The organism is Parasedimentitalea psychrophila, assembly GCF_030285785.1.
In the GTDB taxonomy this organism is placed as follows: Bacteria; Pseudomonadota; Alphaproteobacteria; order Rhodobacterales; family Rhodobacteraceae; genus Parasedimentitalea; species Parasedimentitalea psychrophila.
The window spans coordinates 817,642-829,713 of sequence record NZ_CP127247.1 but is presented as its reverse complement, the minus strand read 5'-3'; the positions used below and the strand labels follow the sequence as shown (position 1 = coordinate 829,713).

Annotated in this window: 9 protein-coding genes; 7 read left to right on the top strand and 2 right to left on the bottom strand. The window is 58.5% G+C overall.

Translation table 11 applies throughout. The annotated features are described in order from the left end of the window. Positions 1 to 7 precede the first annotated feature (7 nt). The 7 genes from QPJ95_RS03985 (at position 8) to QPJ95_RS03955 (ending at position 7,965) form a co-directional block, all read left to right on the top strand. Complete coding sequence (locus QPJ95_RS03985; RefSeq protein WP_270919053.1) at positions 8 to 991, top strand: DUF58 domain-containing protein; 984 nt, start codon at positions 8 to 10, stop codon at positions 989 to 991. Continuing rightward, positions 988 to 1,470, top strand: a complete 483-nt coding sequence (locus QPJ95_RS03980; RefSeq protein WP_270919054.1) for a DUF4381 domain-containing protein — start codon at positions 988 to 990, stop codon at positions 1,468 to 1,470. Before QPJ95_RS03985 ends, QPJ95_RS03980 begins: the two co-directional genes overlap by 4 nt. After that, complete coding sequence (locus QPJ95_RS03975) at positions 1,467 to 2,450, top strand: vWA domain-containing protein (RefSeq protein WP_270919055.1); 984 nt, start codon at positions 1,467 to 1,469, stop codon at positions 2,448 to 2,450. Before QPJ95_RS03980 ends, QPJ95_RS03975 begins: the two co-directional genes overlap by 4 nt. Continuing rightward, the gene (locus QPJ95_RS03970; protein ID WP_270919056.1) at positions 2,447 to 3,991 is read left to right on the top strand and encodes a VWA domain-containing protein; all 1,545 of its coding nucleotides are present in this window, start codon (positions 2,447 to 2,449) and stop codon (positions 3,989 to 3,991) included. Before QPJ95_RS03975 ends, QPJ95_RS03970 begins: the two co-directional genes overlap by 4 nt. After that, positions 3,988 to 5,262, top strand: coding sequence for a hypothetical protein (locus QPJ95_RS03965; protein ID WP_270919057.1), 1,275 nt, complete (start codon positions 3,988 to 3,990; stop codon positions 5,260 to 5,262). The genes QPJ95_RS03970 and QPJ95_RS03965 overlap by 4 nt, the downstream gene beginning before the upstream one ends. 31 nt (positions 5,263 to 5,293) lie before the next feature. Further along, on the top strand, positions 5,294 to 7,237 hold the full coding sequence (locus QPJ95_RS03960) for a multiheme c-type cytochrome (RefSeq protein ID WP_270919058.1): 1,944 nt from the start codon (positions 5,294 to 5,296) through the stop codon (positions 7,235 to 7,237). Between the two features lie 308 nt (positions 7,238 to 7,545). Continuing rightward, on the top strand, positions 7,546 to 7,965 hold the full coding sequence (locus QPJ95_RS03955; protein WP_270919142.1) for a DUF3010 family protein: 420 nt from the start codon (positions 7,546 to 7,548) through the stop codon (positions 7,963 to 7,965). Between the two features lie 359 nt (positions 7,966 to 8,324). Here QPJ95_RS03955 and QPJ95_RS03950 read toward each other — a convergent pair whose 3' ends face one another. Further along, positions 8,325 to 10,238, bottom strand: a complete 1,914-nt coding sequence (locus QPJ95_RS03950; RefSeq protein ID WP_270919059.1) for a hybrid sensor histidine kinase/response regulator — start codon at positions 10,236 to 10,238, stop codon at positions 8,325 to 8,327. Positions 10,239 to 10,839: 601 nt separating this feature from the next. Beyond that, positions 10,840 to 12,012: a 4-hydroxybenzoate 3-monooxygenase gene (pobA, locus tag QPJ95_RS03945; RefSeq protein WP_270919143.1), complete on the bottom strand. Its 1,173-nt coding sequence runs from the start codon at positions 12,010 to 12,012 to the stop codon at positions 10,840 to 10,842. Positions 12,013 to 12,072: the final 60 nt, after the last annotated feature.

The window sequence follows — 12,072 nt, the reverse complement described above, 5'->3', positions numbered from 1 at the left end:
CCAGCTGATGTTTGACAAAGCCGCCCGAATACGCACCGGCACGCTGCCACCCGCCCGCGAGGCGCCTGACGCGGCGGATCCACGCGTGTCCGTTGACTTGGCTCATTTACGGAAACTGGAAGGCCGCGCCAAATCCCTTAATTTCCTGCCCCGTCAACCGAGCCGCAGTGCACTCAATGGTCGTTTTGCCTCGCGGATGCGCGGACGCGGATTGAACTTCGAAGAACTGCGCGATTATTTACCGTCTGATGATGTCCGGTCGATCGACTGGAAAGTCACGGCGCGGACCGGAAAGCCCTATGTGCGTGTCTTCACCGAGGAACGTGACCGCCCGACCCTGATCGTGGTCGATCAACGTATGTCCATGTTCTTTGGCTCGGTTCTGAACATGAAATCAGTAACCGCCGCGGAATGCGCCGCTTTGGCTGCATTTCGCATCCTGGATCAAGGAGACCGGGTTGGTGGCATCGTGTTTGGCGACGAAACCATCGCTGAAATTCGCCCACAGCGCAGCCGGGCCGCGCTCAATCGCTTTTTAACCGCGATTGCCGATGCCAACAGTCAGTTGCGGGCCGACGCGCCCAATGTCGCGCCAATGGGGCTGGATCGCGTGTTGAAATCCGTATCCCGCATCGCGCCACGCAACCACCTGATCCTTGTGTTTTCTGATTTTGACGTGATCACCGACCTAACTCGGAAACTGGTCAGCGGTCTGTCACGTCACAATGATCTGGTGCTGGGGTTAGTGTCCGACCCGATGGCTGATGACCTGCCCGAAGATCTGCATTTGGTCATTTCCGATGGCCAGTTTCAGGCCGAGATCCACACCGGCAACAAGACGGTGCACCGCGACCTGCGCGAGATGTCCCAGGGGCGGCTGGCCGAAGTTCTGGATTGGCAGCGCACTCTGGGCGTGCCAGTTCTGCCGCTCTCCTCTGCCGAAGACAGTCTGACCCAGATGCGGCGTCTGATGGGGCTTGGTCCGAGATGACAGAGGGCGCCACGACAGAGCCGGTCAACCTTGTAGATCTGATCGAACAACTGGTGTCGCCTAGCGAACCGCCAGCCATTTCGATGGTGCCGCAGACCGCAGGCTGGATCGTGCTTGCTGTGGGTTTGGCTTCAATCGCGGGGCTGTCCCTTTGGCGTTGGCACCGTCACCATAAAGCGAATGCATATCGTCGCGCGGCGCTGGCCGAGCTGGACCGGGTTGGCTCTGACCCGGTCGCGATTGCTGAAATCCTCCGCAGGACAGCGCTGACGGCCTATCCCCGAACAGAGGTAGCCGCTCTTTGCGGTGCGGACTGGCTTGGGTTTCTCGATGCAACGGTGGGCGGGACAGCATTTCGCGAAGGGCAGGGGCGGATCGTTGCCGAAGCCCCCTATCACCCCGGATTGGTCGGCTCGGTTGCTCTGCGCGATCTGGCCACCCAATGGATCCGCCACCATCGCCGCGAGGCCGCGTCATGATCTCGCTGGCATTTCCTTGGGCATTGATTGCACTGCCATTGCCATGGGTAATATGGCGCTTACTGCCGCCACACCGGCAACAGGTGCCGGCGGTGCGCTTTCCGTTCTTTCGCCGCATAGTTTCCGTAGCCGAAGCCAAATCAGGCCCCGGAGCAGTCATTCTGCGCCGGAACCGGGTCCAGATTATCACCGCCATCGCGATCTGGATCCTGCTGGTCCTCGCACTCGCCCGCCCAGAACGGCTGGGCCCGCCCATTGAGATCACGCGCTCGGCACGCGATGTTGTGCTGGCCATCGACATTTCGGGTTCGATGGACATCGTCGATTTTGCCACCCCCGACGGCGGTCGCATCCAGAGACTGGCCGCGGTGCGTCAAGTGGTACGCGATTTTGTCGCCGAGCGGGACGGCGACCGCATTGCCCTGATCGTCTTTGGCACCCAGGCCTATCTGCAGGCGCCGCTGACCGAGGATCTGGCCACCATCATCGACCTCGTGGATCAGACAGAAGTCGGCATGGCCGGTCCGCACACGGCAATTGGCGATGCCATCGGCCTTGCCATCCGCACCTTTGAGGCGAGCGACGTCGAACAGCGCCTGATGATCCTGCTGTCGGACGGCGCCGACACAGGCAGCCGGATGAGCCCGGTGAACGCTGCAGAAATTGCCCGGTCGCGCGGTGTCGAAATCCACACGATTGCGGTTGGTGATCCAGAAGCTGGCGGGGACAATCGCGTTGATACGCGTGCTCTGGCGGAGATATCCAGCCGCACGGGTGGGATAAGCTTTTTTGCTTCGGACGTTTTGGGGCTTAGCGAAACCTATGCAAGGATAGATGAAATGGTGCCGCGTCTGGTCGAAGAACTGTCCTATCGCCCGCGCACCCCCTTTGCGCAGTATTGCCTTGGTCTGGCTGCGCTTTTAGGCATCTTTTCGCTGTCGCTTCTGAGTGGCCGCAAGGCATGGAGAGCGCGGCAATGAGCGATCTATTCCTCACCGATCTAATGCTAAGCATTGAAGCCTTCCACCTGCTGCGACCCCTATGGCTATTGCTGCTGGTGCCGGTGGCTGGGCTGTGGTGGCTCAATCGGCGTGCCGCGACACGGATAAGTTTGCCGGTCGACGGATTGGCACCGCATCTGCGGGCGGCGTTGACACTGGGCGGGCAGTCCCGAAACCGTATCCTGCCGATCGACACCGTCGCGCTGGTATTGATGTTGGTCACAATCGGCGCCTCTGGGCCAGTTTGGACGCGGCAGGTCGATCCCTTTCTGGCCCAGACCGGGCCGCTGGTCGTGGTTCTGAAGGTCACGCCCTCAATGACCGGCACCGACATTGCCCCCACCCGACTGGAACGGGCGCAATACAAGATCCGCGACCTGCTTGACCTGCGGGCTGGTGCCCGCACCGCGTTGGTGGCCTATGCCGGGTCTGCCCATCGGGTTCTGCCTTTCACAGAGGACGCACAGGTGATGGTGCCCTATCTTGACGGGCTCGCCCCCGAGGTCATGCCCCAAGCCGGCGCCAATGCCACAAAGGCACTGCAAATAGCCTCTGATCTCTTGGCGGCCGAGGAGACGCCCGGCGGCATTCTGTTTGTCCTCGACAGTCTTGATCTACAGGACGCCAGGGCCCTGAATGCGGCGGCGGGCAATGCGATTACCGTGATGGCCATGCTGCCCGAAGGGCAGGCGGATCGCGGGCTGGATCAGTTGCGCAATGTACCGGTTGTAAGGGTCAGTGCAGACAATGCCGATGTTGCGCGCATCGACCGGATTCTGAATGTGGATTACCGGCGGGCGCTGTTGGAGAACGACAATCAGCCGTGGGAGGATCGCGGTTGGTGGCTGGCGGTGCCCGCCGCGCTGCTCTGTCTGATCTGGTATCGTCAGGGCTGGACAATGCGTTGGGCCGCGATCCTGTTGGGGCTGGGACTGACGTTAGCACCGCCCGGAGTGGCGCGTGCCGACGGGATCGCCGACTGGTTCCTGACGCCGGATCAACAGGGCTGGCGCGCCTACCAGAACAACGATTTCTTCCGGGCCGCCGAGTTGTTCCAGGATCCGATGTGGCAGGGGCATGCGCTCTATCGCTCGGGGCAGTATGTGGAGGCGATTGAGCTGCTGCTCCGGCAGGAAACGCCCGAAGCGTCGTTCACCCAGGGCCTCGCCCATATCAAAAATCGGCAGTATCGTGACGGGGTGCGGGCCTTTGAGACCACCTTGCAACGCGACCCCGACTTTCCGGGTGCGGCGCAGAACCTGAAGGTGGCGCAAGAGATCGTGGAGTATATCGAAGCAGCCCGCGAAGCCTCTGATACCGGGGAAGAAACCGGAATTGGCGCCGATGACGTGGTCTATGATAACGAGGCCAATCGCGGCGCCGACACCGAGACGGACCGCCAACCGCGGGGCGATGAAGCCATCCTGACCACCGAGCAATGGATGAATACCGTCGATACCCGCACCAGTGACTTTCTGCGCCTGCGGTTTCAGATCGAAGCGGCGAGGTCATCGCCATGACATTTATCCGACGTTCCCTTGTTTTCGTGGTGCTCTGCCTTCTGGCTGGTGCGGCGGCGGCGCAAGAATCCCTCGGCCCCAGGCTCACAGTCACCTTCGATGAGACCGAGACCATTCCGGGGCAACCGCTCAGCCTTCGGATCACCGTTCTGGTGCCTACCTGGATGACCAAACCCGTCGTATTTCCCAGTCTCGAAGGCCCGGACCTCATTGTGCGCCTGCCTGAGCGCGCCACCACACCGGTCAGCGAAGGCATTGGCGGCGACAGCTGGTCAGGCGTGTCGCGTCACTTCCGCATCACGCCGATGGTGCCGGGCCGTTTTTACATTCCGCCGCAAGAGTTGATTGTGACCTGGGTCGACCCGGAAACCAATCAGCCCCGCCGGGATGTCATTTCGATGGATGGGGTTTCCCTGACCGGCGTCCTGCCAGACGGTGCCAAGGGGCTTGATCCCTTCATCGCCGCCGAGCAGATCACCCTCAGCCAGACGCTCAGCGGCACCGAGGCTCCGCTGCGCCCTGGTGACAGTATCACGCGCACAGTCACTGCCAGCGTCAAAGGCACAGCGCCGATGTTTCTGCCACACTTACTTGACCTTGAACCACTCGAGGGCATCGCCCAGTATCCTGCGGAACCGATCCTGAGCGAAGAAACGCAACGCGGCAAAATCACCGGCAGCCGCATCGAATCCGTCACCTACCTTGCCCAAAGCGGTGGCGACGGCGCTGCCGGTTCCGTTACTCTCGACTGGTTCAACGTGAAAACCGGCAAGGTTGAAACCGCTTCAGTGGACGGGTTTTTGCTGACAGTTGATGCCCCCCTGGCACATAGGCCTTCGGAGGTGTCGTTGAGGGAATTGGGACTAGCAGGCGCGGCGATGCTGGCGCTGGTGCTGATCGCCGTATTTGTCGGTCGCCCGCTCTGGGCGCGATGGTCCCAAGCCCGGGCCGCGCGGCACCGACGTTATCTTGACTCAGCAACATGGGCGCGCAAACAGGTCCACCAGGCGGTGCGCCAACGTGATCTTGATGGCGCCCTGCGCGCCCTGGACATCTGGGCGAAACGGCTGCCACAAGACGATCCGCGAAACGATCCCTCGCTCCATGCGGCATTGACCGCACTTGGTGCTGCCCGCTACGGTCACGGTTCCGCGTCAGAGGTAGACGGGTGGCACAAAATGGAGTCAGCGCTTCGCGCGCTCTCCAAAACCGGTTCCGAAAAGCAGCGAAAACAAACACTCCCCCCTCTCAACCCGGCAGTCACCCGGTAACGCAACCGCCGACGCCCATCAGGAGCAATTGATGATCCGCCTGCTTACAATCCTCTTCGCCTTCTCGACGTATTTTTCCTTGCCTGCCTTGGCCCAACAATCCGCAACAGATGATGCGGCTTATGTTGGCTCGCAGGTCTGTGCTGGCTGCCACGATGGGATGAGCGCCAAATGGTCTGGATCGCATCATGCCTTGGCTTGGACTGCGCCTTCGGAAGAGACCATTGTCGCGGATTTCAACAACAGCTCGTTCTTGCATGACGGCGTTTTGACAGATTTTTCACGTGACGGAGACAGCTATAACATCGACGTGACTGAGGCCGATGGAACCAAGAAGGCCTTCGTCGTGCATTCCGTCGCCGGGATCGAACCGCTGCAACAATACATCATTGAGACCGAGCCGGGCCAGTTGCAAAGCTTCGATATTGTCTGGGACACGGTCGAAAAGCGCTGGTTCCACCTCTACCCTGACCAGAAACTGCCGCCCGATGACGGATTGCACTGGACCGGCCCGTACAAAAACTGGAATGGACGTTGCGCTGAATGCCACGCTACCGGATTTGAGAAGAACTTTGACGCCGCTGCGCAGACATACGCGTCCACTCAGGCCGAAATTGGTGTCGGTTGCGAGGCCTGCCACGGACCGGGATCGCGCCATGTAAGCTGGGCCGATAGCAATGCTTCGACCCCCAGTGCGCCACCCACCGGATATGGCTTTTCGATGGATTTTGCCACTGCCGGAACCGAGGCTACTATCCAGCAATGCGCCAGTTGCCATGCTCGGCGCGAACCGTTGAGTGATGGCAACCCTGTGCCGGGCACGGCATTCGGTGACGCCTATACGCTGGCGCTGCTGCGCCCCGGCCTCTATCACGCTGACGGCCAAATCCAGGACGAGGTCTATGTCTATGGTTCGTTCCTGCAATCAAAGATGTATGCCAAGGGTGTCGGCTGCCTGAACTGTCACGACGCGCATACGGCCAATCTAAAGGCAGAAGGCAACGCGCTCTGCAGCCAGTGCCATTCTCCCGCTGGCAACCCGGATTTCCCGAGCCTTCCCCTTAAGGTTTACGACGCCCCCTCGCACCATTTCCATGACCCCGAAAGCAAAGGGGCTCAGTGCACAAATTGCCATATGGTCGAACGCGTCTATATGGGGGTTGATGGTCGGCGCGATCACAGTTTCCGCATCCCAAGGCCAGATCTCGCTGATCAAACTGGCAGCCCTTACGCTTGCGCAGACTGCCATGGTGATCAAGATGCATCTTGGGCATCTGCCGAGATTGCCAAACGCCACCCCGAGGCTGCCAATCGCGAACCTCATTATGGCGCAATACTGGCGCAGGGCCGCGCCGATCCAGTTGGGGCACAGATAGATTTGGCCGGACTTGCCCAAAGCCCAGACCATGCGGGGCTGGTACGCGCGACGGCACTTTGGCTGCTGTCGCAGGGCGCGGACGAAGAGATGACCGAGCGGGTTGCGCCGCTGCTCGAGGACCAAGACCCCTTGGTCAGGGCCGCCGCGATCGGGGTGCAGGCGCGCGCCAATCCGCAGGCCAAGGTCCAGCGTGTCGTGGGGTTGCTGGAGGACCCCGTCAGGATGGTTCGCATCGCGGCAGCCAAGTCCATGCTCAACGCGCCAATTGCACGTCTGCCATCGCGCATAGCGGAACAGATGCGCAGCGCGATGGGCGAATGGCAGTTGTCGCTGGCGTCCCGCATCGACTTTCCGGAAACACATATGGTGCTTGGCGGTATGGCCTTGACCATGCGCAACATTCCCGCAGCCGAAGGTGCGTTCCGCGAGGTGGTCCGGCTTGATCCGCAACACGTGGAAGCCTGGGTCATGCTGACAAGGATTGCCGCCGCAATGGACGGAGAAGAGGCCACCCGTGCGGTGTTGGCCGAGGCGCTGAAAAGCCTTCCAGGCAATGATACGCTGCTTTCACTAAGGAGCAGCATCTCCGACGATTGAAACTGTTTATGTCTGGACCGCACTGGGTTTGCCGGACGCTGATTGAACTCCGGTACACGCCTTTGCAATCCCGGAAGGCGGCATCCCTCTCGAGGTAATATAGCCCCTTGGCATTCGAAAGAAGGGCCGCCTAAATGGGAGAGGATACCTGAACCCAAACAGGAATTTTCCATCTGGGTGGCTTGATAGTCGCTATCGAGTGCCAAGCAGACAAGCTGAAAGAATGATCTGGAGGATATTAAGATGACATGTGACCGACCAACCTTGCAGATGCCGCGGGGCTTCCTGTTGGAAAAGAAAAGTTGCAAATGAGAGTTTGCGGATGTGAGATTTCAGCTCAAGAAGTGAGGCTGGCTGTCGTCTACTTTGACGACGAAGGCAAAATTTTGAAACTGCCACTAAAAATCACACGAATTGAACTCAAGGACGACACATCTGAAGCGGATCTGAGATCTTTTCTGGCTTCACTTCATGAGTTTGCTCGTGACAATGACGTAGAGACGTTTGCAATCAAATCGCGAGCAAGAAAGGGCAAGATGGCTGGTGGGGCCGTGTCCTTCAAAATTGAGACCTTGATCCAACTCGTAGAGGGATGTGACACCAAGTTCGTCAATCCAGTCGCGCTCTCTCACTTTGCCAAAAAAGAAGTCAAGGAGTACCCTGAGAAACTGCTGGTCTATTTGAAGAACGCCTTCCTTGCCGGGGCCTATGCTTTAACCAAGGGGTAGTTCGGACATCCGGGCTTCTGATCCCGGCGTATTGTCATACTGGTTGTTGCCCTGTTTGCCTCTCTGGGCCTGTTGCTCTTTGCCGGTGCGGCGCGTGGGCCCTAAGCCGGTGCCTCAAGCCCGGTCTTCAAATCCTTGCGAATTGTCTGTCTGTCGGCCCCCAGCTTGCGCGCAATCGCGCTGAGGCTCAGGCTCTGTCTTTTTAAATCAGGGCTCCCCGGCGCTCAAAACGGGTGGGTTTTAACGGGGCACTTTTGGGGCGTATTCATCTGGTACTGACACTGGGCCCGTTCTCGCCGCCCCATTTTCGTTGTCGCTGTCGTTGTCGTTGTCGCTGTCGCGAGGCTCTGGGGCGGGCCTCAACAGTCAGAGATTCTGGCGGCAGCCAAAGCCTGCTCGATCGCTGCCAGCAAAATCTTTCGACTGACCGGTTTCATCAAGCGGATGTCTTGCGGCTGGGAACCATTGCTCTGAACCCTGGCGTCTCTGGCGTAGCCGGACATGAAAATCGCAGGGATTGACGGGGCAAGTTCACGTATTGCCTGGACCAGCGCGGGCCCCGGTAGCGAGCCGGGCATAACGATATCAGTCAGCACCAAGTCAATTTTTTCGGCAGCTTGAAACCGGGCAAGCGCGTCATCGCCGTTGGGCGTTGCGATCACCTCATAGCCTGCATCTTTCAGCGTCTGCCGCAAGACGGCCCTCACCGCGTCCTCATCCTCGGCGAGAAGAATAACGGGCCTGCCCGGGGCGGCTGAAACCAGGGTGTTCTCTTCGCTGTCCGCCCTGTGGTCTGAGTGCGGGGTCACGGCAGGGAATAATAGTTTGAACGTCGTTCCACGGCCCAGTTCCGAGTGCACGCGGATGGTGCCTTCGGATTGCGTCATGAACCCCTGGATCATCGACAGGCCAAGCCCTGTTCCTTTGCCAGGCTCTTTGGTGGTGAAAAACGGGTCAAATATCTGATCAAGGACGTCCGGCGCAATCCCTGTGCCGGTATCCCTGACGGCCAGCATCACATAACACCCCGGTGCAAGATCATCGAGCCTACTGTCGGTCGAGCTGTCGTCGATCCGCAGGTTTTCGGTCACCAGGGTAATGTGACCCTTGGTACCTATTGCATCCCGCGCATTCAATATCAGGTTCAGCAGGGCGCTTTCGGTGGAGGACCGGTCGGCCTTGATGGTCCGAAGCCCAGCCAATAACGATGCCTCCACTTCAACTGTCGATGGCAACGCGCGCCTGGCCATGTTCATGGTGTCACGGACAAGCTGGTTCAGGTTCAAATCCGTTGGTTCCAGCGGCGCGCGGCGCGCAAAGCTCAGCATGCTTTTTGTCAAATCGGCCCCCCTGTTGGTTGCGGCCAACGCCTGCTCCAGCAGGTCGTCCAAGTTGTCCGGGTGTTCAGTCGCCAGTTCAAGGCTCCCCATGATAATTGCCAGTAGATTATTGAAATCATGGGCGAAACCACCGGTCAAATTGCCAATCGCTTCCATTTTGACACTTTGCCGTGCCACCATTTCATGCTTGCGTTGCTCAGTGACGTCCTGCGACGTTCCGACCTCCCGGATGACGTCACCATTGGGCCCAATCACTGGCGTAGTGACTTTATATACACGCTTTTCACCGGAGGGTGTGAGCACCCGATATTCCATCTCAGTGACTTTGCCAGCACGAACGTCATTGAATTTTTCGACCATCATCTGCTGATCATCGGGATGAATTGGCAGCGTACTGGCGCCGAGCCCGAAGCAACGCCCCTGATAGTCTTCAAGCGACATGCCATGCGACAGGGCATGTTGTTCGGTGCAATAAAGCAGATTTTCGGCCTTTGGATCGTAAATATAAAACCCCAGCTTTGCCAGTTTGACCGCATCCTTCAGGCGGTCCTCTCGCAGAGTGGCTTCGTTTAACAGGTCAGATTGCTTTTCGTAAAAAGAGATAACCCTTTGGATGAACACCAATGTCCCTGCGGCCAACAGAACTGTGGCAAACATGTCCACGGTGAAGACCTGCCAGCTTTCGTCATTTTCGCGGCCGAAATTTGCTGGCGTGTCAGGGCCGATGGAGGACAGGAACTCGGAAACCCACTCAAACCGAAGAGCGCCATTGATCAGGATTGCCGTGACAAAAAGCACCACACCTGGCGCCGCACCAGAGCGCTGAATACGGCGCCAGCGGGTGGCAGCAAAAATGCCCACCAGCACCCCCATTACTATCAGATCATTGTCCAACGGAAGAAAGGAAACAATCGAGGAAATGAAATTTTGCATTGCCGGTGACTTTTCAATGGGACGATTTGGGGTGTGAACGGGGTTAGACGTGAGAGACGCACTAAGCGCAATCTAATGATATTGTCGACTTACTTTAGGGCAGTTACCCCCCCCTCGGTCATATGAAAAGGTCACGGAGCGCCCGAATGTCTACGCTGGGGGGCCGCCGGGCAGCGCGATGCAGGATTTGCGCGGTGGGCTTGGCTGGCTGTTGAGCGCGGCACATGCGGCGGGTGATCCGGTTGCCATAGCAGGCACAGGCAGATTTTGGCGTGACCGGTGGTCGGCGGAGCTTTGCGGCGGTTTTCACTGATAGATACATGGCAGATCAAGCCCCTCAGCCGGTGATGAAACCGCACGGCGCTGGTCGCATCTGCGCCACGGCAATAGCGTTTCGAGTGCGCCTGAATTTCCGAAGAGCTCAGAGGCGCATAGCCAAGTATCAGGGCAATATCGCTAATTTTTAGTTCACATGCGCTCTGCACGGCGGCTTCATGTTTCTCAGGCCGCTCACTTTTCAGGATGCCGAGGCTGCTTAGGTGTTCTTTAAGGGGGCTGAATGGGATGGCTTCGTTGGCGCCATCCCATCCAATTTTGGAGATCAGAATGGCAAGCCGACATAATTTTCTGCCAGCGAGGTCAGGGCCGCCTCGGATGAGAACAGATAGTCCATTTCGGTTTGCTGCAACCTGTCATCATAGGGGATATTGTCAGGAAACTTGTGAAGCAGTGTGGTCATCCACCAGCTGAAACGCTGTGCTTTCCAAATCCTGGCCAGGGCTTTTTCACTGTAGTTTTCCAGGCCGGTATCGTCGCCATCTTTGTAGTGATCCAGCAGCGCGTGATACAGGTAATAGATGTCACTTGCCGCCGAGTTCAGCCCGCGTGCGCCGGTTGGAGGCACGATGTGAGCGGCATCGCCAGCCAGGAACAGATTGCCATAGCGCATCGGCTCGGCCACAAAACTGCGCAGGGGGGCAATACTCTTTTCTATCGATTGACCTGTTTCCAGTTCCGCAGCAACCTCTTTGGGTAGGCGTGCCTTTAGTTCCGCCCAGAATGCATCATCTGACCAGTCTTCGACTTTGTCGGACATGGGCACCTGAATGTAGTAGCGGCTCAGAACCTGACTGCGCATCGAGCACAGTGCAAATCCACGGTCGCTTTTGGCGTAGATCAATTCAGGGGACACCGGTTTGGTGCGGCTCAGAACGCCAAGCCAGCCAAATGGGTACAGTTTCTCATATTCTTTCAAGACGTCTTTGGGGATCGATTTTCGGCTGACACCGTGAAACCCGTCGGCCCCAATGACATAGTCACAATCAATGCGAATGATGTCGTCGCCGTCGCGGTAGGTGATATGGGGGGCGTCGCTTTTCAGGTCATGCAGCGTCACATCCTCGACATTGTGGATGACCTTGCCGCCCATTTTTGAGCGCGCGTCATACAGGTCGCGGGTCAGTTCGGTCTGACCGTAGACCATAACCGAATTGCCGCCCGTATGCCCGGCCAGATCAACGCGCCGTTTCTTGTCACCTTCGGCGATGTAGAACCCGTCGTGAATTTCGCCCTCAGCATCCATGCGCTCGCCGCACTGGGCCTCGCGCATCAACGCGGCAAATCCGTGTTCCAGAACGCCAGCGCGGATGCGGCCAAGCACGTATTCCCGGCTGTGTTTCTCCAGCACGATATTGTCGATCCCTTTGAGATCGAGCAGCTGGCTTAACAACAGGCCTGACGGTCCGCCGCCGATGATTCCGACCTTGGTTTTCATGTTCATGTCCTGGATCTCCAAAAATTTTGTCAATAATGAGCAAAAACCACCGCCAAGTGA